The sequence below is a fragment of the Pedobacter petrophilus genome (assembly GCF_009674725.1).
Lineage (GTDB): Bacteria > Bacteroidota > Bacteroidia > Sphingobacteriales > Sphingobacteriaceae > Pedobacter > Pedobacter petrophilus.
In genome coordinates, this window is the sequence record NZ_WKKH01000006.1 from 159856 (window position 1) to 186033 (window position 26178).

The window sequence follows — 26178 nt, forward strand, 5'->3', positions numbered from 1 at the left end:
CAGGGAAAGTGCCGGTAGTGGATAGGGCTTTTAGCTGTGGTTATGATTCTAATCGATACCCGCGACCTTTTTCATGCCTTTCAGAACCCCTTCAAATTAAGCCCCCGCAATTATTAAACGCATACAAGGTGTATAAATACGGGTAATAAATACGCGATATACGGCTGCCAAACGGGTAGGTTGCCAAAAGCAAATTTTTATAACTTGTATTCCTTGAACAAGAAACATGGAATCTAAACTATCCCTACTAAATCGCTTTATTGAAGAAGATACCCTATTATATTTTGCCATCGACCTTAACCAAGAGTGTATTGTCGAACACAATAATGCCTTTGCAACATTCTTCAATGAAATCGATTTTAATAGTGATCATCAAAACATTGTTGCACTTGTTTTTCCTGAAGACATAGGCTATTTGCAAGCTGCTTACCAGGATCTGCAACCAGGTGTTATGAGTGACAATATAGAGTTCAGGATGGTACTGCAACAACGTACCTACCATTTACTTGCTAATGTACTAATTGATAAAGACGATCCTAATATTCTTTCTGGCCGGGTGACTGATATCACTGAAAAGAAAATTTATATTGAAAAGCTCATGGAATATACCAATAAAAAAAATGCAGTCCTGAATATCGTTAGTCACGATCTTGCAGGGCCATTGGGTTCCATTCAAATGCTCTCCTCGCTGCTTAAAAAGCACCTTAAAGAGAATACTGAGGAGCGCATCACAAAGATTATCGATATGATCGAAGCGAACAGCAAAAGAGGAATCAAGATGATTCAGGAATTTATTAAGAAGGAATTTCTCGAATCCATTGGAGTAGAATTATTGAAAAAAAGACGCAACCTGGTAGAAAAAATTGAACAATTGCTCGATGAATATAAATCTTCCGAGCTTCACCTTGATTTAACTTTTGTATTTAAGTGCGCCTTACCCGAAGTATATGTATTTATAGATGAGGTAAAGTTTATGCAGGCGGTGAACAACCTCATTTCGAACGCCATCAAATTCACGCCTGATCATGGAACCATTACCATCTGTCTTCAGGTAACGGAAAACATTGTTCAACTATCTATTGAAGACACCGGAATCGGCATTCCCGAAAAATTTCATGAAAAGTTATTTGATAAGTTCAATCTGGCTGGTCGCACGGGTTTACGTGGCGAACATTCGGTTGGTTTAGGCATGTCTATCATCAAAACCATTGTAGAATGGCATGAAGGAAAAATTTGGTTTGAATCTGAAGAAAACAAGGGAACAACTTTTTTTATAGCGTTAAATGAGGGGTTGGCACCCAGCCAGCAATCATCATCGTTACAAAAAACAGAAAATGAATAACCACCTATTGGCTTTATTGGTTTAAATTAGCAAGATCAAGGAAATGAATTGATCATAGTAAAATGACGAACAACGAACAACCCATCCCAACAAGATTTCAAATACACGACGAAGAACAACCTGCAAAAGCTGATCAGAATGCCTTTCCGATTATCGGTATTGGTGGAGCCAGCGGCTCATTAATTGCTTTTCAAAACTTTTTCAGGCACATGCCCGCCAATTCAGGGATGGCTTTCGTACTTGTTATTCATCAGGACTCGAAAGAGGATGAAGACTTTGAGCAATTAATTACTTCTTATACTGCCATGCCACTTGTAATGGCAGAAGATGGCCTGAAGGTAGCTCCGGAACATGTATATCTGGCGCCAAAAAATGTAGATATTGGGATTCACGACGGACATTTACTCCTTTTTAATCCATCACGGGAAAAAGGTGCTCACATGTGCATTGATCATTTTTTCCAGAGCCTGGCAGACGACCAATGGAATATGGCAGTGGGTATTGTTTTTTCTGGCTTAGGTGCCGATGGAGAAACCGGAATCAGGATGATTAAAGAAAAACTAGGTATGTGCATGGTTCAGGATCCGGAGAATGCCGAATATCCAAGCATGCCTATTGCAGCAATTAAAACACATTTAACTGATTTTGTGCTCGCACCGGAGGATATGCCAACGAAGTTGATCAGGTATCTGAATCATCCCGCATTGCGGTTACCGTTAGAAAATGAATCGAACACGCATAAAACAAATAAAGTACACATTCAGAAAATACTGATGCTGCTTCGTTCGCAAACCGGACATGATTTTACCCTTTATAAAAAAAACACTATTTCCAGGAGAATTGAACGCCGCATTGCCTTTCATCAGCTTCCGGATTATGAGAGCTATGTAAATTATCTCCGCGAAAATCCATTAGAAATAGAGCTTTTATTTAACGAGCTTTTAATTGGGGTAACTAAATTTTTCAGAGATCTGCAGGCTTTTGAAGCGCTGAAGGAACATATTTATACTTTACTTAAAAACAAAGAGCCGCAAGAACCAATCCGCGTGTGGATTGCCGGCTGCTCTACCGGAGAAGAAGCCTACTCTATCGCAATTCTGATTACCGAATATCTCGATAGCCTGCCCATGAAGCGCAAACCAAAAGCGCAGATTTTTGCAACTGATTTAGATGCCAATGCCATTGAACTTGCCAGAACCGGCTTTTACTTCTCAAACATTGTTTCAGAGTTAACCCCGCAGCAAATAGAGCGTTTCTTCATCAAGAAAAACAACGGCTTCACTGTAATAAAAGAAATCAGGGAAATGATTGTTTTCGCGCAGCACAACCTCATCAAAGATGCCCCTTTTACCCGTTTAGATTTACTGTGCTGCCGCAATGTGATGATCTATTTAACTACAGATCTTCAAAAGAAAATTATCCCGATCTTCCATTACTCGCTGAATGTGAATGGCTTGCTTTTTCTGGGCCCCGCAGAATCCGTTGGCGGTTTCCATGATATCTTCAACAGTGTAGATTCAAAATGGAAAATTTTTGAACGCAGGGAAGGGGTATCATCCTTAGGGAAATTACTTGATTTTCCTTTTCATATTGCCAACCAGGATAAACTTTCGAAAACTGAAGTTGCCGTTAAAAGTGGACAAAAAAACCCGCTCGCAGAGCATTTCAACAGGATTTTACTGGATAATCATACGCCTCCATCGCTATTGCTGAATGATAAAGGCGAAATTCTGTACATCAACGGAAATACCAGCAGATTCATCCAGTTGCATCCCGGAGAAGCCATCATGAACATCCACCGGATGATTCGCGAGGAGTTAAAATACGTTGTAGGAAATGCCATCCACCAGGCACACTCCAACCACAGTAAAGTAGAAATTTCAGAAATTAAAATAAAAGAACAGGATAAAAATTTTCTCATTGGTTTTAGCGTAGAATATTTGCACGATCCATCGTTACAAGGCATGTTACTCGTTACCTTTTACGAGAAAGGCCCGGCCAAGAAAAATACCAGAAGAGCCAACAGTACCGTTACAGAAGGTGCGGTAGAAGAGTTGGAAAAAGAACTTACCTACACCAAGCAGCAGCTACATACTACTATCGAGCAAATGGAAACTTCGCTGGAAGAGTTAAAATCGACCAATGAAGAATTACAAAGCACCAATGAGGAGCTCCAAAGCACCAATGAAGAAGCCTTAACGACCAAAGAGGAAATGCAATCGCTCAATGAGGAGTTAATGACCATAAATCTTCAATATCAAACCAAGGCAGAAGAATTAACCCAGCTGAACAATGACATGAAAAACCTGCTGGATAATATTGAGATTGGAACAATCTTTTTAGATAACCAGCTGAATATTTTACGTTTTACACCACAGGTTACTAAACTCTTTAACGTAATTACAACCGATGTTGGCCGCTCCATTACCCACATTGTTTCCAATTTTGATTATCCCTCTATAGAAGCCACCATTAACCAGGTAATTGAAACCTTGGTAGGAAAAGAACTGGAAGTAAAAACCAAAATGAACGAATGGTATAATTTACGGATGATGCCTTACCGCACCATGGATAACTTTATTAGCGGTGCCGTACTTACTTTCACCAAAATAACGCCAATTAAATCGATGAGTGCGCAGATACAGGGCCTGCTTAAATATACCCAAACGGTGATTAATCAATTGCCTGATGCAACACTCGTAATCGATTCAGAAAAAAAGATTTTGGTATATAACCGCCATTTTCTTAATCTTTTTCACTTTACAGACTCAGAAATTACTGAACTTTCTTTTTTAGAAATTGTTAATAATAAGTGGCACTTTAAACTCCTGTCAGAAAAACTTGCTTTAAAAATGCCTGTTAAAGAAGAATTTTATTTGCAGCACCACTTTAATGGAATTGGTTTAATGGGCCTTCATATCTCCATAGAGCATATTCAGTTAGAGGCAAATTTACCTTCCATATTGATTTTAAATTTTAGAAAAGCACAGTGAGAAAACAGGGAGCAGTTACCAAAGACATTATTTTCAGCGCATTAAGAAAAAAAGCAGAGTTGCTTCTTGGCCGTGAAAGTGCAGATCAGCGCATCCGGCAAGAAAACGAAGTTGCTATTTTACTGAACGAGCTGGAGGTATATGAACTGGAACTGGAGATGCAAAATGATGAACTGGAAAGTTCACATCATGCACTGGAATTAGAGCGGCTGAAATTCGTAGGTCTTTTTAATGCTGCACCCATTGGTTACCTGATCCTTTCAACTAATGGCCAAATCTCTGAAATTAATGAAATTGGAAAAAAAATGCTGCTGGCTGGAGCAGAGATAGTTGTTGGGAAAAATTTTTCCAGCTTTATAGCGCCTTATGATCGCAATGAATTTTATACTTTCATCAATCGTGTGCAAAAATTACATTTAAAGGCAAATTGCGAAATCCGGATCCATCCGAAAGGAGCTCCTGTATTTTTTGCCCAGCTGGATGGATCTATCGTAACAGATCCGGGTTCTGGCAATGAAAATTTTTATATCACCATTACAGATATCACTAAACTAAAAAGCTCGGAGCAAAAACTCTGGGAAAGCACAGAAAGGCTAAGTCAGACCTTAGAGGCATCACACACCGGAACCTGGCGCGTAGAACTGAATGATGGGACGGTTTTCCTGGATCATTACAGCAAGCAAATTCTCGATCTTAACGAAAACGAAAGCCAGCCAACGCTAAAAGAACTGTATGATTTGGTGATGGAATCTGACAGGAAAAAACTTATTACCCTTGTAAACAAACTTTGTAATACACAGGAAGTAGATATCGAACTGGGTCTGCAGACTTCTGTAACCAGCAAAATAATTTTAATTAAAGGAAAAGCAATTGACCAGCTTGATGGTTCTACCTTATTTACCGGAATAATTTCCGACATTTCTGAGCGTAAACAATTACTGGAAAAAGAAGAAGAACATGAGCGCAACCAGCAGAGCCTGCTGCGCCGGGCAGCGATAGATGCGCAAGAGAAAGAGCGTCATAAAATCAGTGCCTCCTTACATGATAGTGTTTGCCAGATCCTTTATGGGATTCGTTTCAAACTTAACCATTTGCAGAAAAACGAACCTACCGAAACATCATTTTCAAACATAAATGAATTGCTGGATCTGGCGATCAAAGAATTAAGAACCATTTCAGGCGAATTAAGCCCTTCTATTCTGAAAGACTTCGGTTTTACCTCAGGAATGAAGGATATGATCCATCATTTAGAAAATGCTGGTTTTAAAGTCAATTCTAAAATAGATCGCCAGGCAGATACATTACCGGCCGAAACCCAGCTTTATATTTTCAGAATCATTCAGGAACTTTTAAATAACAGTATAAAACATTCGGGGGCAAGCCAGGCCAACGTAACCGTTAGATTCGATAAAACACAAATCCTCATTATTGTGAAGGATGAAGGAAATGGATTTCAGATTGATATTGATCAGGCACTTAAAGAAGGCTCGGGATTACGGGCAATTAAAAACCGGGTATCACTGTTAAATGGCAATTTGGAGATCAGCAATGATCAGGGCGCTACTTTCACCATTTCCTTTCCAAAAGAGCAATAGTTATTTAAATAAGAGCATGAAAATTGAAGAAGTAAAAAATGTGATTACAGTTGGAGCGTCTGCAGGTGGTTTATCAGCTGTATCTGAGTTGCTCGCGTCGCTACCTGGAAATATAGATGCGGCTGTTTTCATTGTTATTCACATCAGTAAAGTTGCCATTGAAGAAAACATCCTCAGCCTTTTAAACAAAAAATCGAAGCTGGAAGTCGTCATTCCACAAAATGGAACAAAAATAGAAAACAGAAAAGCCTACCTCGCGCCTGTAGATCACCATATGATGCTTAGTAATGGTACAATTTTAACAACCAGAGGGGCAAAGGAAAATCATTGGCGTCCATCTATAGATGTTCTTTTTAGAACCGCTGCTGCAGCTTATAGCAATTGTGTAACCGGCATTATCTTAACCGGTTTGCTGGATGATGGTACATCCGGAATGATTGCGATCAAAAATGCGGGCGGAACCTGCATTGTTCAGGAACCGGAAGAGGCAGAATACGCAGATATGCCTCAAAGTGTGATTAATAATATTGAGGTCGATTACCGCGTATCAATTGTAGATATGCATTATATCCTCTCTGATTTATACAGTAGAGGTATCTGTGTAAAAGGTGAGGTGCCGGCAAACCTCAAACTCGAATCGGAAATTACCTTGAGAATGAGCAGCAATTATGAGCAAACCAGCACCCTTGGCATACCAACTATGTTTACCTGCCCTGATTGTGGAGGCGTACTCACAAAAATTAAGGAGGATGGAAACAGCCGCTACCGCTGCTTTACCGGGCATGTTTACTCTGAAGATATATTAACAGGCGAGTATGCAAATAAAATTGAAGAAGCTTTATGGGTAGCAATAAGAATGATGGAAGAACGGCGCAATTTCATCTCCGGCCTTGAAGAACGCACGCAAATTAACACGTACGTTAGTGAAGACCGAAAGAAAAGAGCAGATGAACTTAAAGTTTATATAGAAAGATTGAAAGACGTACTTAAAGATGTAGGAGACTCAAGAATAACAAAATTATAACGATGTTAAAGATTATACTGGCAGAAGACCATATTATTGTGCGGAACGGCATCAAACTCATTCTGGATTCACAACCAGGCGTTCAGGTGATTGGAGAAGCAGATAATGGAAAAGAAGTGTTAGACCTGATTGCTTCGGGTACCATACCGGATATCGTACTTACCGATATCAACATGCCCGAAATGGACGGCATAACCCTCATTCGCGAACTGAAAGAACGATGGCCGGAAATTAAAACGATTGTGCTATCGATGCTCGATAATGAGAAATACGTTGCGCAAGCCTTTTTAGAAGGTAGCCGGGGTTACCTGATGAAAAACGTAAATGAAGATGAAATGATGTTCGCCCTGAAGACAGTTCACTCCGGCACAAAATACCTGTGCTGCGAATTATCTCAAGGCTTGCTAGACAGGCTTTTACATAATGTGGCGGCGCAGACAGAACAAACGCATATGCAAATTGAACTCTCTATGCGAGAAATTGAGGTACTACACCTGATTGCTGAGGGTTATACCAACCAGGAAATGGCCGATAAAATTTTCCTTAGCAAACGAACAGTTGAAGGGCACCGCCAGTCGTTGATTGATAAAACTGGTTCGAAAAATACCGCTGCCCTTATTCGGTTTGCTGTAACTAATGGGTATCTCAATTAAGCATGTCGGAAAAAGACGGCGCGTACCCAATGTGCTAATACTGACAAAAATTATGCTTTAAATAGTAATGGCCGATGAATTTGTTATTCATCGGCCATTAACGTAATTTTTTTCGGTAACCCTGTTGCCAGGTATTAAGGCGTGGTAGTTGTACCTGTAGTTGTTGCATCACTATCCGTTTTTGTGGTATCGGTGGCTACGCTATCCTGCATAGGAGCAGTTCCGCTCATATCACTCATGGTAGTATCAGAACCAACAGAATCAGAAGCGTTGTTTTTCTTTTCCGAATTGCAAGCAGACAGCATTAATAATACTGCACTTGTCATCATTAGCAAGTGTTTTTTCATTTTACATCTTATTTTGTGCACAACACCATTGTCGGCAATTATGTAAGAGAAGCCTGTTCGCTCGCTAAAGGTTTATAAAAACACTCAAACGGGTAAAAATACGCAAGATAGTTACGTAGATTACCCTATGGTGATTGTTATTCTTCTTCTTCAGATTTTGGTTTAGAGTGCGGCATATTTCCAGCTTCACCTTCATTTCCCTTATCAGCGTCAGCACGTGCTTCTTCTGATCCAAAATCGCCTTCTCCTAATTCACGGCTTAAAAACCCGGCATCACTTTTCACTTTGTTTTCTTCGTTATTATCGTTACTGCGATGCCTCGGAACCTGATTGTCTGGCATGTTGGATCTGTCAGCCGAATTTTCTGCCTGTGTATCTCCAAGATTTTCATTTTTCTCTTGCTCGTTCATAATTGTATTTATTTTATTTAAAAGTTAAACTTGTTGCAGGGTAACACCGGGAAGGCTAATGCCCCCCAACTGTATCCTGTGCATCTAGACGCTTTGGCGCCTGTACCGAATCCTTATTAAGCGTATCGCCATAATCGCGTTTACCATTTCCTTTTACTGCCCTGTCAGATGGATTCTGACAAGATGAGATGATCACTACCAAGAAAGTGAACAATAGGCTATGGGTTGTTTTCATAATATTTCCTTTTTATTTAGAACCCAAAGCATCAACCGAAGGTTTAACTGTACCGCATTTTATTCCGGGAGTTAATCGGTTGGTATCAGCATCGCATCTTTCTTATCCAATGGAACCACTACTATGTTACAACACAATATCCGGAATCACAGTTGCTTCACCTGTTGCATTGCCGATATTCCCTTGAGGCGTATTTTCATTGTAAGAAGTTTCTAAATGCCCGAGATAAATTTTTAGATTCTGAATCTTTTCGTTCACCAATTCCTGTTGCTCTGGAGTATGTTCCGGCGTACCATCCATAGACTTAAGTACGTCCATAGAATAATCCATAAAATCTTTCAGGTTCTCAGATAAAAGTTCTTTTTTTTCAATCATTTTATATCGTTTTGTATTAATAACAGGGCTTGAGACAAAAGGTTCGCAAGAAAATTTTAGCTAATGGAACTTCGATCAAAATGCATCATAATAAAAGCTTTTAGTTTATCTGTAAACCCGTATAGAAGTCCTTTAAAACCTGAAAATATTGCTGTTAAATTTGTTTATTTTGTAACATTTTTGTATCTTTATTGTACCAAAAGAAATCAGCCTATAGAAAAAAGACCTACCTAATCATTCATCATATCAATATATATCCTATGAGAAAATATGTTTTGGGAATCTCTGGTCTTTTATTAATCGCTACCTGCTCCGTTTTTACTTCATGGAAAAATAACGATAAAGAAATCGTGGCGCAGGAGAGTGAAAAGGAAGGACCTTCAAAGACTGCCTACATCCAACATGCGGAAGCACTTTACCAATCGGCCCACTTAAAAGATTCGGGTTTGTCTTTTCCGGTGTTCGAGAAAGCTTTAACTGGCTATTACAATCTGAAAAAAGCAGGCCGTTTATCTGATCACGCATTGTTAACCATTGCAGATTTTGATCAACCGAGCACGCGCAAAAGATTATATGTACTTAATGTTGATGAAAAAGATGTGGTGCTGAATACCTGGGTGGCTCATGGACAACGCAGTGGCGAAGACCAGGCGGTAACTTTTTCTAACAAAAATGATTCGTTTGCCAGCAGCATTGGCTTTTATGTTACTGGGGAGGAATACCACGGCGCACATGGCCGATCGTTACGGCTTGATGGCATGGACCCTGGGTTTAATGATAATGCCAGACTTCGGTCTATTGTTATTCATGGCGCACCTTATGTAAGTGAAGGTACCATTGCAGCATTGGGAAGACTAGGCAGAAGCCAGGGTTGCCCTGCGGTTTCCCCTGAACTTTCTGATCAGTTAATTTCTTCGCTTGGCGAAGGCAGCGTTCTCTTTATCAACAGGTCTGCAGAAAAATATGCTTCGGCTTACCTGGATGAAAAAAGTGCCTGCCTTGCCGCAATGCCCGAAATTAATAAAGAAGCTTTGTATGGAACGTTTTCAACAAGGGATTAACCCTTAAACAAATGCGTATATAAAACGGCATCTAATCCATAAACATCCTTTGCAAATTTCAGTGTGCCGCTTGGATCTCTCCAACAGGTAAAATAGCTGAGGTAAACCGGAATTTGCTTAGGAAGCGAAATATCCTCTGCTCTTGGATCAGTGCTTGCCATTCCGGTACTGATCCTATCAAACTTTTTCCCTGGACCAAAAAGCGCTCTTGCCAGTTCCAAAGGTTGTTCTACCCGTACGCAACCGTGGCTTACTGCCCTTACCGTTTGATTAAAAGCTGCTTTTGCCGGTGTATCATGCAAATAAACACTACTTTGGTTATTAAACAGAAACTTGATTTTCCCTAAAGAGTTATCATCACCCGGGCGCTGCTTAAAAGCATAAGTTTTACCTACATCTTCAGCTCTCCAATCGATGGTTTCCGGATCTTCCACCAATTTGCCTTTGTAAAAAACATCAATATTGTTATTGCTCAGGTAGTAGCGATCTTTTGCCGCTTGTGTTGCAATTTCATTTGTAGCAATGCTTTGCGGAATATTCCACACCGGATTTACCTGCACGCTGTGGATCATACTTTTAAGCTGTGGCGTTTCCCGGTTAAAAGGACGGTCTTTCTCCAGGTCATCGTCATCATATTCTGCCAGAGATTGGCCTGCAGGTTGCTCACGCCCCTCGCCTACGCACACCTTCATAGTTAGTGCTGCTTTGCCATTTTCAATTACATGGAGCTGATATTCGGGAATATTTACCCAAACATATTTTTCTTCTGAAGGATTATTTTGCCAGCGAAGTCGCTCCAGGTTAACCTGAATAATCCTTTTGCTTTCTTCAGCAGAGTGGCCCGGAGCAAGGGTATTTTGTTTTAACGCCTGCTGCAGCATTTTATAGTCTGCACTTTTTGGCTGAATACTGTCTAAAAATGCAACCAGATCTGTGGTTTGATAGGGCTTTTTAAAACTTAAAGAATCTGGTCTTTTAGTTTTGGTATAGTACTGTGCGTAAATTCTCCGCGGACTAACCAAGCCATACTCCATTGCCTGACTATATGTTGTGATTGAATTGCTTGCCGCCAATTCCAGATCAATAATCGTTTGATAAGCAAGATCGAGGTCTTTAACCGCTGCTTTATCATAGGTTTTCTGTAGCAGTGACTTAAATTTCGAAAGCTTAAAGGCTTCTGGCGATAAACCATGATCTTCAGCCAGTGCAATTGTGTTCGCCGCTCTGATCAGCCCGCTATCAGGAAGAAATTTTTCAACTAAAACGGGTTCATAATTATTGGCTGCATAAAGCGCATCCGTAAATTTTGGATTTTTTAAGGTCTTCGAACGTTCTGAAATGGCAGATTTCATTCGTTTTCCGAACTCATCCATATCGATCTTTCCAAATACTTTATTGCCGGTGGCTTCTACCAGGTGGGCACCAACTTGTGATTGATGTTTCTTACAACTTTGCAAAACCGTCAACCCGATCAGCATCACCATTAATACGCCTGTTAAGAATGGCTTTTTAAATTTCACTGAATACATGCGTCTATAATTCAATTTTTGTATCATTTGTTTTATAGAATTTATATCTAATTGAAAAACAAATTGTTAGGCTTACAACAGGCATTACTATTATTCATTAATTGATGCACGCTCATGCGAACTGTATGTTCCTTTCTCTGCGTGTTAAACAATCTTAAAAGGAAGTCTGTTAGTACTTTATGAAACAGATTATTTTCTTTGGCGATAGTCTTACGCAGGGCTACGGCCTGAGAGATCCGGCAACGGCTTCTTTCCCTGCATTAATTCAAAAGATGATTAATGAAACGGGCGAAGGTTTCAATGTGGTTAATGCCGGCTTAAGTGGGGATACCACATTTTCAGCACAGAATCGCCTGAAGCCAATATTAGCTATGCAAACTAACATTTTTGTACTGGAGCTAGGTGCAAACGATTTGATCAGAGGTCATTCAGCTCCAGATGTGGAGGCGAACCTTCAATACATAATCGATCAGGTAAAGCAACATCATCCTGCTGCACCGGTTTTACTCCTTGGTATGGAATTGCCCAAATGGATTCCAGGTGCTAAAGCTGCCGGGTACCGGAATATTTATACCCGCCTGGCAACAAAAAATAAAATCCATTTGGTTCCGTTTCTGCTTGAGGGTGTGGCAGGCATCCCACGCCTGAACATGTTCGATGGTATTCACCCCCTTGCTGAAGGCTATGAAATTATTGCCCTAAATGTTTGGAACACCTTAAAAACAATTCTGGAGAATATAGAGGAATAGGCTATTTACGTCCAAACATTTTTCTCCGTTTTGGTGGAGCAATTGGCCCGATCAGGAAACCAAAAGCATTTAACGAGGGCACCCTGTCGCAAATAATTTTTACGATTCCTAACAAAGGGATGGCAAGAATCATACCTGCTACGCCCCAAACAAACTCACCTAAAACGATAGCCATGATGGTAAATAGTGGATTGATGTTCACTTGTTCACCTACAATTAATGGTTCTAAAATATAGGTTTGAATCAATTGTACCAGTCCATAAACGATGAGTACGCCGATGATCATCTTGCTGTCTCCGCCCTGGGCAATCACCGAAAGAACGGTAAGGCTCGTCCCGGTTAGGTTTCCAACAAAAGGAATGATTTCCAGAATACCGCAGAGCACCGCGAAAAAAATTGCACTTTCAATACCCACAATGCTGAAACCGATTCCATACATTATCCATAATACGACGATCATTGCACCTAGTCCGCTTAAGTATTTTTGGGCAACATGACCGCATTCGTGTACAATATCTCCAGCATTTTCTTTTTCATTTTGTGGCACCAGTTTTAAAATAAAACGCTTAATATGAGACCGGTAAAAAAGAAAAAGGTACATGTAAACTAAAACTAATATAGTGCTGACGCCGATAGAAACCAGATTGCTGGCAAAGTCAATTACCATTGTGCCTGTTTGTTCGCCTTGCCCTTTTACAATTTCCTGCTGTTGTTTCTGGTTAATACCTGCCTTTTCATTAATCCATGCCCTTATATCAGTTACCATACCGCCTAACCGCGATTTCATTTCACCCATGTTCTCGGTAAACGAACCCATTTGCCAGTATAGAAGACCAACAATCAATACAACACTGAAGACAAAAATCAGCATACAAAAAGCCGCTGCCAAACCCCTGTTGATTCCTTTACTTTCAAAAAAGCCACTTAAACGAATGAAAAGCATCGAAAATACCGCTGCAAGCGCAAGCGGAATGAGAAAAGAACTGGAAAAGTAAAGCCCTCCAAAAAACAGGACCATAAAAAGTATAATATAAATGCTGCGTTGAAGTTTATCCATAAAGAGTTCAACACTTTTTGCGGGTAAAAGTTTACGTTAAAAATTGAGTGACATTAAACACCCCTTCCCGCCTAAATAAAGAGGGAGTATCAAGGCGTAGAAACTGCAGGTGTGTTAGCAGGTTTAACCATTAGTCATGGGTTGAAACCCATGGCTATGTAATTTGTTTAATGCCAAAGGTTGTCTCAAAATTTGAAACAACTTCCCAAATTAGCCATGGGTTGAAACCCATGGCTATGTAATTTGTTTAATGCCAAAGGTTGTCTCAAAATTTGAAACAACCTCCCAAATTAGCCATGGGTTGAAACCCATGGCTATGTAATCTGTTTAATGTCGAAGCTGCCTCAAATTTTGAGACAACCTCCCAAGTTAGCCATGGGTTGAAACCCATGGCTATGTAATTAAATTAATATTCTTCCGTCAGCGATGTACATAAAGAAATCGTAAACGTGTTACTCGATCTCCCCTTCGCCCAGCCCTTCCAAAAACCATCCTGACTTATACTCAAACGAAACTTCCTGATCACCGGATTCACTTACCACTTTTGAAGTAAAATCGTGGGCAATTGCCTTCTCATCTTCGAGAATTAATTTTGCTAAGAGGGCAAACTCTTTTAAGTCATTTCCATCTTTAACCACATAGAAAGGTTCTCCGGTTTCTGTCCAGCGGGTTTCTAAAAGACCCTGTTCAAATTTATTGTGGTCTGCCTGGCTTGCCCGAGCGGCTTTATCTTCATTGTTCATATTGTAAATAGAATTAGTTAAACGGACTTTAGCTGAAATACATGAATTTAATTTGAATAAAATTAAATGTTAAAACATAAAAAAGACCGGACTAAAGCCCGGTCTTGAGTATTATTGAAACCAGGCTTGTTATGCCGGAATTTTTCTTGGAACTTCACGCTCCCAAAATCTATGGCGTGCGATCATTTGAACAAACAGATCGGTGAAAGAAGAGAGATCATCAGAAACAATCACCCCTTCACGCAATACCGTTTCTGCTGAATATTCCGCAGGAAGCTTTTTGAAGAAATATCCTGCTTCCAAAACCTGAATAGCTCCTGCATCGGCAGCAATTGCTTTACAATGTTTAAAAGCTTCGTTTAAGAAGTGAACGGCATTAGCCTCCGCCTCCAAACTCGCTGCGCTATTTGTTCCGCCGGGCACATAAACTGCATCATATAGTACAGAGGCAGCTGTCAGGAAGCTTTCATCAACCTGTATTTTCTGATCTTCTGCTGAAATAATTTGACCCAGTTTCGGCGCAATAATATGAACTACCGCACCTTGTGCAACTAATGTATCCTTTACCTTGCTTAACGACTTTCCGTCTACCCCATCTGCTGCAAGAATGGCAACTTTTCTGGTAGCGATAGAATCTTTAATGGTATTGGCCATACTCAGGGCTTCCGACTTGGTTAATACCCCTTCTTTTTGCTCTGGCGTATAATCTGCCGGATCTGCATCCGCAGGAATACTTCCATTCAATTCATTAAGCGGAATTTCAGGTACATGCAAGCCTAAATTGTATGCAACAGCAGCGGCTAAACCTTTATCAATATGCGCCAAAACGCCAAGCATCCTTTTCCTGATTTCCACCATTTTCACTTTACCAAGTTCGAAACTCAGGGCATCAATGATGTGATTTTTTTCAGGATCAGACTGACTGTTTAAGAATAATCTTGCCTGAGAAAAGTGATCGAAAAAACTTTTACTTCTGGCCCGGATTTTTCTGGCGTCAATGCGTTCATTATAGCTGGTAAAGCCACCATCTGCAGCTTTTGTTTGCTGTGGATCGTTTGCAGCGATTCCATTTGGACCATAGCTCGTTTTTCCACGGTTAATGGTTTGGCGCATATAACCGTCGCGCTGGTTATTATGAACCGAAATTACTGGCCGGTTAATTGGAATTTCATGGAAATTTGGTCCACCTAACCTAATCAATTGCGTATCGGTATAAGAAAAAAGCCTTCCCTGCAATAATGGATCATTGGTAAAATCAATCCCAGGCACTACATGACCGATATGATAAGCCACTTGCTCCGTTTCTGCGAAGAAATTATCCGGATTCCGGTTTAACGTCATTTTTCCAATGCGCTGCACAGGAACCAGTTCTTCAGGAATTATTTTAGTAGAATCCAACAGGTCGAAATCAAATTTAAATTCATCTTCTTCTGCAACAACCTGTACACCCAGCTCCCACTCCGGGAAAGCCCCGGCTTCGATGGCATCCCAAAGATCTCTTCTATGAAAATCCGGATCTTTCCCTGAAATATTCTGTGCTTCATCCCACGCCACGGCATGCACGCCAAGCAATGGTTTCCAATGGAATTTTACGAAATGTGATACACCAGCGGCATTCACAAACCTGAACGTATGCACACCAAATCCTTCCATCATACGGTAGCTTCTTGGCAGAGCACGGTCGCTCATCGTCCACATAATCATGTGTGCAGACTCAGGCAACAGCGAAATAAAATCCCAGAATGTATCATGGGCGGAGGCAGCTTGTGGCATTTCATTATCCGGTTCGGGTTTCACCGCGTGTACCAAATCGGGAAACTTAATCGCATCCTGAATAAAGAAGACTGGCATGTTATTTCCAACAAGGTCGAAATTACCTTCCTGTGTATAAAATTTAACAGCAAATCCCCTTACATCTCTGGCAAGATCTGTTGATCCTCTCGACCCTGCTACAGTAGAAAAACGCACAAAAACGGGAGTTTCGGCTCCAGGATCACAAAGAAATGCCGCCCGCGTTAGGTCAGACATGTCTTCGTATACTTTAAAAACACCATGAGCGCCAGATCCTCTTGCATGTACCACGCGTTCAGGGATTCTTTCATGATCGAAGTGGGTAATCTTTTCTCTTAAGATGAAATCTTCCAATAAAGTTGCACCACGATCGCCTGCGGTAAGTGAATTTTGATCATCACTGATTTTTACACCATGGTTGGTGGTTAATCGTTGCCCGGTACTATCGGCAACAAATTCCTCCAGTTTATTGGTTTTATCGTTTTCAACCTGTTGAGGTTTACTTTTATCTACTGGTTTCTTCGCCATTATAGTTCTTCTTACGCCTCTTCGGCGGCTTTATAATTAATTTCTTTTTCTGCAATGGCCGAAAGCTTCGTATCTGCACTCTTCTCTTCGGCAAGTGTTTTTTCCAGAATTGCAGCAACATCTGTTAAACCTAAAGTGGAAGCCAGCTGGACTAAACCGCCATATGATGCAATTTCATAATGTTCTACCTTTTGCGAGGCTAAAATAATCCCTACATCTCTTGTTGCTGTACCAGGTTCTGTTTCTTCTACAATTCCTTCGCCTTCTTTGGTAATTCCTTCCATGGCATCGCATTTTTTTGCAATAGCCTTTTCTCCAAGCAATTCAAATATTTGTTCCAGTCTGGATACGTGAACTTTCGTTTCTTCCAGATGGGACTCAATGGCAGATACAAGCGCAGGTGCGGTAGCCGCAGAGATCATTTTAGGTAAGTTTTTAACCAGATGGTTTTCAGCCCAATATAAATCGCGGATGCCATCCGTAAAAAGTTCGTTAAGTGCCGGAGATGAAGTTGTAGATGGTTTTGTACTCAGTTTTGGCTCAGTACCACTTTCCTGTTTTTTCATAGTGATGTTTTGTTTATGTTGATCAATTGTCTGGCAGGGCGGCTAAAATTTCGTTCTTGATTTCAGGTTTAGCATTAATAATGCCATCAGAAAACGCATTGTGGCTATGTCAGACTTACTTACAACCCTCATTAAGTACAAATGGTTTTAAGAGTTTAAAGGTATTAATACGTAAAATTGCCAGCGTTTATATACCTGATATAAACCATAAACCCGCTGGAAGCAGGAAAAACGCATCTCTGTGGAATTTTTACCGTGTGAAACTTCATCCGGTAAAAAATCAAGTTCAAACTTTACGCCTTTAAAAAGGTTTTGATTGCATGGAAAATATAGACCAACTGATGATACCTGCAGCCCGTAAAGGTGAAACAGCAGTTTTGCAGGAACTCATCCGCAGGGCAGCAGATGTAAATGCCCGCGATGAAAAAGGGTATACCCCATTAATTATTGCATGCTATAACAATCAGCTGGATGCTGCTAAATTGTTACTTGATGCCGGTGCAGATATAAATGCAGCAGATTATGGGGGCAATACGGCCCTGATGGGCGTAAGCTTTAAAGGATATGCTGCAATTGCTAAACTTCTGATTGAGGCAGGTGCACAACTTGATCTTCAGCATGGAAACGGTGGTACTGCCTTAATGTTTGCCAGTATGTTCGGCCGCAACGATGTGCTTCAACTGCTTTTAGATGCTGGTGCCAATTTCGAAATGACCGACGCACGCGGGCAAACGGCAGCAGACCTGGCTGCGATGCAGGGTAATGAAGCAGGACTCGAATTATTAAATGCGGCATTTTCCAGACAATAAGTACTTTAATTGCATGTTATACGGTAGAAATCAGGTAAAATACTTAATCCTGTAATTCTGCAAACCAACCGCTGGTGATATATGTTGTAGAGGTAAACAAGGATTATATGGAACAGATGGAAAGATTAGCAGAAAAGGATTACCAATCCATAGGCTATTTAAACGTTGCACAACCTGAATTGAAGGTTCACAGCGAGCGCAAAACAAATTTAAAATCGAGAAGCAGAACTGCTGCAACGATTTTAAATTTACCGTCCAGACAAAAAGCTGGACAGGTTTTACAAAACCCAAAGGGTGAGATCAGAATGCTCACCGTACCTGCGCCACGCAGCGGAATAAGTGGTCTCCTTTAATATTTAGAGCAGATTAATCTGCTCTAAATATTATTATACTCCTCTCTTCAACATCCACAAACCGAAGCCCTTCTTCTTTTATAGAAAAACCAGATGTTATTGCCGTGTTAAGCAGTAACTCCCAGCGTTTGTTTTGTTTCGATTCTGAAATTAGAATGTTAGCGTATCCGCTGTTTCTGAAGTACAGAAATGCCCCCGATCGCTGGCACGTTTCGAAGGCATTTTAAATTATGAAAAGTCCTACTGCTTATTTTACGCTATAAAGTGCCATCATTTTTTTAAATAAATCTGTGTTCGGGTAAACACCCATAAAATTTTGTGAACCAGGGCCATAGGCAAAAACGGGCACCATAATATTGGTATGATCGTCTGTACTAAAGTTTCCACGCACCGTTCCTTTTTTATAAGAGGCATCGAGTAAAGAGAGACCGCCGGTTTCATGATCTGCAGTTACAATCACCAGTGTTTCTCCATCCAAATCTGCAAAGCGCAGTGCCTCACCAACCAGGCGATCGAAATCATGCAATTCAGTAACCGCATACGGAAGATCATTTGCATGGCCGCCGTAATCTATTTGTGCGCCCTCAGCCATGATAAAAAAGCCTTTTTTATTTTGATTTAGCAAATCGATACTCTTCAACAGCGAGGTTTTAAGCATTTCGCCCCTGCCCTTCAACATACTTCTGGTTACCGAATCTTCCAGCAGTACCAGTTGCTTTCCTGAAGTGGCAGACGTAAAAGATTTCAGATCATTTTGAAGTTGATAACCCTTGCTTTTCAGTTGCTGCATCAGGTTGGTATTCTTATTTTCGGTGAAACTTTTACGTCGGGAACCCACCAGTACCTCAACCGGGCTCTTTTGAAAATCAGCAGCAATTTCCTGAGAAAGGGTTCTTTCAATCTGATGGGCATAAAATGCTGCCGGCGTAGCATCGGTAATATCGCCGCTGGTAATGATGCCGCTTTTAATGCCGAGCGGTGCTAGAATTTCGGGAATTGAGGGTAAAGGTTTGCCATCAACATCTACACTGATGTAGCGGTTATTGGTTTTTTGCCCCGTTGCCATCGCAGTAGCGCCAGCCGCCGAATCTGTAAAATCAGAATTCGAGGCTTCGGTACGGGAAAAGCCGATATGCCTGATATTGATCATATTCAACTGACCGAAATTAGCACTCAAACCCGCCTGAATTTGAGCAAGTCCCATTCCATCTCCAATTAACAAGATCACGTTTTTTACCTGCTTTAGTGAACCATCACTTTTATAAGTTGGTTGATAGGGCTCATATTTTTTAGTATTCACATACTCCAATTTCGCCCTGTCTTTATAGAATTCACTTAAAGCCTTCGGGCGGTCGGTTCCAATCCAGTCGACTCCCATTTGCTCCAATTCTTTCCAACTGTTCGGACTATCTTTTGTGGCCCAGAAGCGAAAGGGCTTACCCATTTTATGTGCTTCTGCAATCACATTTTTCATTTTCTCCAGATCTGGAGGAGTTGGTGTACCTTTTCCATTCCAAACCGAATAATGAGAAAGATCATCGCTAATCATTCCGATATGCTTTAACTGTTCTTCCGTATAATTTCTCCCCGGTCTGCCATCGAAAAAGATCATCTGCGGATAATTTTTAAACTCCCCTGCAGGAGGAACATTACCGCTTACCACAATTTTAATCGCTGATGGATTCTTCGCCTGATCGAAAACTAACGCCAAGCCCCCGAGCTGTTTTACTAAGGTAGCCAGAACATTTTTGTAATCTTCCTTAATATCAATCACCAGTTGTAGTTTTTGCGAGGCATTGGCGTAAGGCTTGTTTCCATTTTCTTTAAAAAAAGCAACAAGCGGATCGATATAAATCTTCTTTAATGTTTTTCCAGATTTGATTTCGGTACTATCATGCGCCACAAATAGTTCGCCGTTGCGGTAGAAAACATCAGCCTCTATGGCGCCCAGGCCTGAGTAATAGGCCTCTAAAAGTGGAATTTGCTGTTTGTAATCATTATGGCTATGGCCGTTGCCGGCATTCAGTTTCTGCTGCGCAGAAACTGAATGAATGCCAAAAACAACCAATAACATCCAAATGAACTGATGTTTGTTTACCATCCTGCATTTTGTTTAATCACGCCCGAACTGTTATCAATTTCTCTTTGTGGAACTGCCCATACATCATGAATACTGGGATTAAAGTTTCTTGCCGGCCAGATTACCGCACCATCATAATCATGCAACGGCTTGGCATAAGTGGCCTGCGCATCTCCCCATCTCACTAAATCGCGATGGCGATCTGCCCACTCTCCTGCCAACTCATTTCTGCGCTCGCGTTTAAGGTCATCAATGGTCATTCCTGTTTTTTGGGCTAAACCTGCCCTCACCCGTATTCTATTCAGTTCTGTATCGCCAGCACCGGGCCCGCTTACATTAATTGCTGCTTCTGCCTTAATTAAAAGTACTTCAGCAAAACGCATCAGCGGCACATTTAAATCTGTGGTTCCGTTATCACCATTGGGATTAACATGTGTAGGAATCGGATTGGCGTAGGTAAACGGCTCCATATATTTTTTAAACTGGTAATTGGAAGTTGCGCCGGCATCTTTAGTAAATGTACGCTCAGCACCAAAAAATGTAAATTTATCTCCAGGTTTTAAAATGGTTACCTCGCGACGCTGATCTCCTGCTACAAAAGAATCATAAAGTTCTTTTGTAGACAGGTAGTATCCCCAGCCATTGTAAATTCCCCAGGCTTTGTTGGTTAACATCACCCCTGGCAATTTGCTTCCCCAACCGGTTCCTCCACCATTTGGCGTACACACTACCGACCAAATGTATTCTTTAGACCAATTATTGGATGCTTTAAATACATCAGCAAAGTTGGTTAACAAATCATGCTGACCTGAACCAATTACCATATCTGCGTATTTGGCCGCATTTGCATAATCCTTTTTAAACAAATAAACTTTAGATAAATATGCCCAGGCGGCCGTTTTATGTGCCTTGCCATAATCAGCGGCTTTCATGGTAGAAAAATTCGGTAAATTATCCGCAGCCTTTAAAAATAAAGAGATAATGTAATCATAATTTTCGGTTACATTTTTCGCCCTTGGTATGGCAACAGCTGCATCGGCATCGGGCGTTACAATGGGTACACCGGCCTTGTCATTACCATAATTTGAAGCCAGTTGAAAATACACTAAACCGGCATTGAAATAAGCATCGCCAATAATCTGTTTTTTTAAATTATCATCCATCATAATGGCTGGCACGTTGGCAATAATATCGTTCGCTCTTTTGATGATTGCATAACGCAGGCTCCATTGCGTTTCGGTATAACCACCGCCAATATAACTGCGGTTAAAATTTTTGATGTTATCGCCTTCCGGTTTATTTCTTCCGGTAACCATATCATCGCTGGCATTAATGAACCAGAACATTCCGCGCCCGTAGAAATCCTCTGAATTGTAATTCTCATACATTCCCGCTTCGGCTTTGATGGCATCTTCTTTTGTTTTCCAGAAATTTTGTGCCGATGGAGAACCTTCCGGAGTAATATCAAGTTGTTTGGTACATGATGCAAAAACTGTAATTGCAACCAGCACCAGGTATTTTATATTCGTTTTCATTTTGTTGTAGATTAAAGATTAACGCTTAAACCGAAGATGAAACTTCTTGCCTGCGGGTAACGGCCAACATCAAGACCGTTGTTATCCATCCCAATTTCAGGATCGAAGCCAGAATAATCAGTTATGGTAAATAGGTTATTAGCCGTTGCATAAACCCTTACTGCACCAGTTTTTAACTTTTTAGTAAGTGATTGTGGCAAACTATAGCCTAAGGTTACGTTGCGAATGCGCAGATAAGAACCGTCTTCAATATAGAAATCGGAAGCATTGAAGTTTCCATTTAAATCACTGGTAGATAGGGCTGGCACTTTTCCACCCGGATTTTCTGGTGACCAAGCATCTAAAATGCCAACCAGCTTATTGTAAGATGGTCCGCTGGCGCTATAAGTAGTTCTTTTTACAGCATTGAAAAGTTTATTTCCCTGCACACCTTGCGCAAAAATGTTGAAATCGAAGTTTTTATAGTTGGCGTTAAAGCTTAATCCATAAGAGAAATCCGGATAGGCACTTCCGGCAAAATAACGGTCTTTGCTATCGATCGATCCGTCCCCGTTAAGGTCTGCAAATTTAAAATCTCCGGCTTTTGCATTTGGCTGAATTTTTGTGCCGGCTGCATTTTTATAATTATCCGCTTCGGCCTGGCTTTGGAAGATGCCATCTGTTTTTAACACAAAATAGCTATACAAAGGCTGACCTACTGTTATTGCCAGTGGCGCCAGCTCGTTTCTGAAATTTGTTCCAACGGCAATATTGCTTAAACCAGGAGCCAATTCTTCTACTTTGTTATTTAATTTGGTAAGCGTTGCATTCACCGAATAGGTAAACGCCGTACTTTTTGCGCTGTTATAAGTTAAGCCCAGCTCAATCCCTTTATCTTTCACTAAACCTGCATTAATGGTTTGGGCATTTAATCCTGCCGTACCCGGAAGTGATCTGGTAAGGATCATTTTATCCGTTTCCTTAATAAAATAATCGGCCACTAAACTCAAACGATCAAGCACTGTAACGTCTAAACCAATATTCGTTTGTTTACTTTCTGCCCAGGTTAAGTTTCTATTGGCCAAAATGGTTTGGATATAACCATTTTGTAACGTTGGCGTTTGCCCGAAATAACTTTGCGTAGCGGTAAGCAAAGGATTTACAGCAGAGGCAGACAAACTGCCCAGGTTGCCCAGAATCCCGTAACTACCTCTTAATTTCAACTCATTTAACCAGGTAGCTGAGTTTAGAAATTCTTCCTTATTAATTGCCCAGCCTGCAGAAACAGAACCATAGTTTCTAAATCTGTTTTCTTTGGCGAGCATAGAAGAACCGTCTCGTCTGCCTATAAATGATAACAGGTATTTTTCTTTGTAATTATAATTTGCCCTTAAGAATACCGATGAAATGGCTTTCGCATCAAAATAACTGGTAGAAGGCTGAATAATGGTGGCATTGGTTAAATAGCGGTACTGATCAGACTCATCATCAAAACCTGCCCCTGAGGTATATAAACCATTACTTTTCGTTTTCTGGAAAGTATAGCCACCAGTAAAATCAAGCTGATGAACGCCGATGGTTGTTTTATAGCTCAACACCTGTTCTGCCAGGAGATCCGTTGAAGCATCTGCCCTTTCTACCAAACTATTGCTCAGCACTGGTTTACCCACTTCAGGGCGTTTCGGAACAAAACTTTTGAACTGTGAGTCCGATTTAGTGATGCTTAGATTAGAACGGAAACTTAATCCCTTTGCCAGCTGTAAGGTAGCATAAGGGTTCACCACCAAAACATTCACCGGGTTATTGATATCCATCCGTTTTAATTCTGCAACAGGATTTACGATATCGCCATAATCACCTGCATATTGCCCGCCAGGTAAACCTGCGAAACTGCCGTCAGCATTATAAGGCGTACCGTTTCTAGGATAATAAACTGCTGATAAAAGTGCTCCTGTATAATCGCTGCTGGTATTGGCACCATTTCCATTGGTACTGCTGTAGGATAGATTTTCACCAACTTTTAACCAGGGCGTAAGTTCATGTTCAGAATTGATTCTGAAATTATACCGCTTGCTTTTAGTGTTCAACACAATCCCTTCGGCATCGCGGTAGTTGAAACTTAAATAGAAATTAGATTTCTCTCCTCCCCCGTTAATGGCCGCATTATAATCCTGAAGCAATGCATCTCTGAAAACCTCATCCATCCAGTTGGTTCTGGTGGTTTGTCCATCTGGATACTTGCTAAGATCGAAAGCAGGTAAAATAGTTGTTCCACCGTTTTTGGCAGCAGTTGCGGCTACTTGTGCCCGTTGTTCAGCATTTAAAGTCTCTAATTTTTTCCACGCACTTTGCTGTCCAACCTTGGCATCGAAGCTGATCTGCATTTTACCTTTTTTGCCTTTCTTAGTGGTGATTAAAACCACACCGCCAGATGCACGTGCGCCATAAATAGCGGCCGAAGCATCTTTTAACACCGAAATAGATTCAATGTCGTTCGGATTAAGCTGTGGTGTACCTAAGAAAATCGAACCATCAATTACGTAAAGTACACTTTCGCCGTTAATTCCGCCTGCACCCCTGATGTTAATCCGCGGCGTCGACGTTGGGTCGCCACCTTCATTGGTTACAATCACACCAGGAGATTTTCCTGCCAGCACTTCGCCAACACTGTTAACCGATCTGGAAGAAAGTTTATCCAAAGAAACCAAACTCACCGCGCCTGTTAGCGTTTCCTTTTTCTGTGTGCCATAACCCACCACCACTACATCGGCCAATGTGGATCTTTCTTCGCTTAAGGTTACATTGATCGATTGATTATCGCCAACGGTTACCTCTTTGGTTCGGTAACCAATCATAGAGAAGGAAAGAACGGTTTGCGCACCAACTTCAATGCGGTAAGCTCCATTTGAATCGGTAGTGGTTCCGCTTTGGGTGCCAAGTACCTTCACCGATACGCCGGGTAATACCAAACCAGTAGAGTCTTTTACCACACCTGTCACTATCCGATCGGGCTTATTAAAGGTTGCATTATTTAAAATAACATAGTTCCCTTTTTCTTCTACGCGAAGACCAAGTTTATCCAGCAGGGAACGTACAGGTTCCATCTGAAAACTTCCGCTTAACTGTGTGTTGGTGCTTTGCAAAAGATCTGGATTGTAAACAAAACTTAAACCAGATATGCTTTCAATTTCACGAACAATTTCGCTGAGTTTACGGCCTTTGCTTATTTTAATATTAACCTTACTTTTTTCTAACCGCTGGGCCATGCCGGGCGATGCCAAAAGTGAACTGCAGAAAATGCAGAGAATTGAAAATGTTAAACATGAATATTTCATGATCCGATAAAGAGATAAGGTCCTCTTGGGTGAGGTTGTTTTCATTGTTTGATTTGCTTGGATGAATTAAAAATTGTTGTGCACTGTCCTTCAAAATAAAGTCGGACAGGTAATGGAATGATCTAATTATTCATTATTTGTATATTTTAAATGTTTGGTGGTTTTGATCCGAACCGAACTTCAGGTGATGAAGACTGCAGATCAGGTCGAGAATTTCTTCTGGCCGCTGTTCACTGTTAAATGTTGCTGTTGTTTTTAAGTCTGCGATTGCTTTATCATTTAGCAATATTTTAATATTGTAAGTATATTCCATCCGCTGGATCACCTGTTGCAGCGTTGCACCGGCAAATTGAATTTTCACAGGACGGGTATGCTGAATCACTTTCAGGATAGATTTCCCTGTCACTTTATTAAACTGAAGCTTTTGATTTTTTACTAATGTTCCCAGCAGGATAGATTTATTCCGAATGGCTACTTTACCTGTTGAAACGGCAACCTCTACATGGGCGTTAGCGCGATAAGCACGGATGAGAAATGAAGTACCTAAAACGGTTACTTTTAACTGAGATGGTAACTTTACCTGAAAAGTTCTTTTTTCTTCATGGGCAATGGAGAAAAAAGCTTCACCTTCAATCAGCGAAATTTCGCGGGAATGAGAATTAAACTTCGCCGGATAAATGATTTTGGCCAAAGGTGCCAGGGTAATTTCCGAGCCATCACTCAGGATAATTTTCTTCCGCTCCCCGGCATGGGTTGATGTGGTAATTTGTTCAGCAGCATTTTTGGATTGACCATTCAATTTCCAGATGGAGAAAGAAACAGCAGCCACCACAAGAATCGTTGCCGCAATTTTTATCCCTTTGGAAATAAGATAAAGTTTCCTTACCGTTTGATTGGCAACTGCCTTTTTAATGTCCTGAAGCATCGCTTCGCGGATAAAAACCTTTTGCTTTGCCGGAATGACTTTTGGGTCTGCATCCAGATTTAGATACCAGTTTTCGACAACACTACATTCCTCAGGACTTGCCTCCCCATTGGCATATTTTTCCAGCAACTGTTTTGCCTTTTCTTCGCTCATTTGTATACACG

The 26178-nt window shown here is 40.9% G+C and carries 22 protein-coding genes; 9 read left to right on the forward strand and 13 right to left on the reverse strand.

The annotated features are described in order from the left end of the window. The first annotated feature begins 226 nt into the window (after positions 1-226). The 5 genes from GJU39_RS06020 to GJU39_RS06040 all read left to right on the forward strand — a co-directional run bounded on the left by GJU39_RS06020 (position 227) and on the right by GJU39_RS06040 (position 7607). Positions 227-1342, forward strand: a complete 1116-nt coding sequence (locus GJU39_RS06020) for a sensor histidine kinase (protein WP_154279799.1) — start codon at positions 227-229, stop codon at positions 1340-1342. A 62-nt stretch (positions 1343-1404) separates the two neighbouring features. Further along, the gene (locus tag GJU39_RS06025) at positions 1405-4335 is read left to right on the forward strand and encodes a CheR family methyltransferase (RefSeq protein WP_154279800.1); all 2931 of its coding nucleotides are present in this window, start codon (positions 1405-1407) and stop codon (positions 4333-4335) included. Next, complete coding sequence (locus GJU39_RS06030; RefSeq protein WP_154279801.1) at positions 4332-5930, forward strand: ATP-binding protein; 1599 nt, start codon at positions 4332-4334, stop codon at positions 5928-5930. The genes GJU39_RS06025 and GJU39_RS06030 overlap by 4 nt, the downstream gene beginning before the upstream one ends. A 16-nt stretch (positions 5931-5946) precedes the next feature. After that, entirely contained in the window at positions 5947-6954 is a 1008-nt protein-coding gene (locus GJU39_RS06035) for a chemotaxis protein CheB (protein WP_167515649.1), read from the forward strand. A 2-nt stretch (positions 6955-6956) separates the two neighbouring features. Then, positions 6957-7607 carry a response regulator gene (locus GJU39_RS06040; protein WP_154279803.1) on the forward strand — a complete coding sequence of 217 codons (651 nt, stop codon included), beginning with the start codon at positions 6957-6959 and terminating at the stop codon, positions 7605-7607. A gap of 134 nt (positions 7608-7741) precedes the next feature. Here GJU39_RS06040 and GJU39_RS06045 read toward each other — a convergent pair whose 3' ends face one another. The 4 genes from GJU39_RS06045 to GJU39_RS06060 form a co-directional block, all read right to left on the reverse strand. Then, positions 7742-7936 (reverse strand): hypothetical protein, encoded by a 195-nt coding sequence (locus tag GJU39_RS06045; RefSeq protein WP_154279804.1) that lies wholly within the window; start codon positions 7934-7936, stop codon positions 7742-7744. A gap of 155 nt (positions 7937-8091) precedes the next feature. Further along, on the reverse strand, positions 8092-8364 hold the full coding sequence (locus GJU39_RS06050) for a hypothetical protein (RefSeq protein WP_154279805.1): 273 nt from the start codon (positions 8362-8364) through the stop codon (positions 8092-8094). A 55-nt stretch (positions 8365-8419) separates the two neighbouring features. Further along, positions 8420-8599, reverse strand: coding sequence for a hypothetical protein (locus GJU39_RS06055; protein WP_154279806.1), 180 nt, complete (start codon positions 8597-8599; stop codon positions 8420-8422). Between the two features lie 126 nt (positions 8600-8725). After that, positions 8726-8974: a hypothetical protein gene (locus GJU39_RS06060; RefSeq protein WP_154279807.1), complete on the reverse strand. Its 249-nt coding sequence runs from the start codon at positions 8972-8974 to the stop codon at positions 8726-8728. A gap of 260 nt (positions 8975-9234) precedes the next feature. Between GJU39_RS06060 and GJU39_RS06065 the strand changes: the two genes are divergently transcribed. After that, the gene (locus tag GJU39_RS06065; RefSeq protein ID WP_154279808.1) at positions 9235-10035 is read left to right on the forward strand and encodes a murein L,D-transpeptidase catalytic domain family protein; all 801 of its coding nucleotides are present in this window, start codon (positions 9235-9237) and stop codon (positions 10033-10035) included. On the opposite strand, the gene GJU39_RS06070 is transcribed toward GJU39_RS06065, so the two are convergent. Further along, entirely contained in the window at positions 10032-11591 is a 1560-nt protein-coding gene (locus GJU39_RS06070; RefSeq protein ID WP_245227696.1) for a L,D-transpeptidase family protein, read from the reverse strand. The two genes, GJU39_RS06065 and GJU39_RS06070, sit on opposite strands and share 4 nt — an antisense overlap. 152 nt (positions 11592-11743) lie before the next feature. Between GJU39_RS06070 and GJU39_RS06075 the strand changes: the two genes are divergently transcribed. Then, entirely contained in the window at positions 11744-12313 is a 570-nt protein-coding gene (locus tag GJU39_RS06075; RefSeq protein WP_154279809.1) for an arylesterase, read from the forward strand. A 1-nt stretch (position 12314) separates the two neighbouring features. Here the strand turns inward: GJU39_RS06075 and GJU39_RS06080 are convergent, their stop codons facing one another. The 4 genes from GJU39_RS06080 to GJU39_RS06095 all read right to left on the reverse strand — a co-directional run bounded on the left by GJU39_RS06080 (position 12315) and on the right by GJU39_RS06095 (position 16998). Then, the gene (locus tag GJU39_RS06080; RefSeq protein ID WP_154279810.1) at positions 12315-13370 is read right to left on the reverse strand and encodes an AI-2E family transporter; all 1056 of its coding nucleotides are present in this window, start codon (positions 13368-13370) and stop codon (positions 12315-12317) included. Positions 13371-13822: 452 nt separating this feature from the next. Further along, positions 13823-14113, reverse strand: a complete 291-nt coding sequence (locus GJU39_RS06085; protein ID WP_154279811.1) for a hypothetical protein — start codon at positions 14111-14113, stop codon at positions 13823-13825. 129 nt (positions 14114-14242) lie between these two features. Further along, on the reverse strand, positions 14243-16432 hold the full coding sequence (locus GJU39_RS06090) for a catalase (protein ID WP_154279812.1): 2190 nt from the start codon (positions 16430-16432) through the stop codon (positions 14243-14245). An 11-nt stretch (positions 16433-16443) separates the two neighbouring features. Beyond that, on the reverse strand, positions 16444-16998 hold the full coding sequence (locus GJU39_RS06095) for a YciE/YciF ferroxidase family protein (protein WP_154279813.1): 555 nt from the start codon (positions 16996-16998) through the stop codon (positions 16444-16446). Positions 16999-17318: 320 nt separating this feature from the next. On the opposite strand from GJU39_RS06095, the gene GJU39_RS06100 reads away from it, so the two are divergent. Together GJU39_RS06100 and GJU39_RS06105 are read left to right on the forward strand one after the other, a co-directional pair. Then, positions 17319-17807, forward strand: coding sequence for an ankyrin repeat domain-containing protein (locus GJU39_RS06100; protein WP_154279814.1), 489 nt, complete (start codon positions 17319-17321; stop codon positions 17805-17807). 116 nt (positions 17808-17923) lie between these two features. Then, the gene (locus tag GJU39_RS06105; protein WP_209437591.1) at positions 17924-18160 is read left to right on the forward strand and encodes a hypothetical protein; all 237 of its coding nucleotides are present in this window, start codon (positions 17924-17926) and stop codon (positions 18158-18160) included. 247 nt (positions 18161-18407) lie between these two features. On the opposite strand, the gene GJU39_RS06110 is transcribed toward GJU39_RS06105, so the two are convergent. The 4 genes from GJU39_RS06110 to GJU39_RS06125 form a co-directional block, all read right to left on the reverse strand. Beyond that, complete coding sequence (locus GJU39_RS06110; protein ID WP_154279816.1) at positions 18408-20261, reverse strand: alkaline phosphatase; 1854 nt, start codon at positions 20259-20261, stop codon at positions 18408-18410. Then, the gene (locus tag GJU39_RS06115) at positions 20255-21775 is read right to left on the reverse strand and encodes a RagB/SusD family nutrient uptake outer membrane protein (RefSeq protein ID WP_154279817.1); all 1521 of its coding nucleotides are present in this window, start codon (positions 21773-21775) and stop codon (positions 20255-20257) included. The genes GJU39_RS06110 and GJU39_RS06115 overlap by 7 nt, the downstream gene beginning before the upstream one ends. An 11-nt stretch (positions 21776-21786) precedes the next feature. Next, positions 21787-25089, reverse strand: coding sequence for a SusC/RagA family TonB-linked outer membrane protein (locus GJU39_RS06120; protein WP_154279818.1), 3303 nt, complete (start codon positions 25087-25089; stop codon positions 21787-21789). Between the two features lie 133 nt (positions 25090-25222). Beyond that, positions 25223-26167 (reverse strand): FecR family protein, encoded by a 945-nt coding sequence (locus GJU39_RS06125; protein ID WP_154279819.1) that lies wholly within the window; start codon positions 26165-26167, stop codon positions 25223-25225. Between the last annotated feature and the right edge of the window lie 11 nt (positions 26168-26178).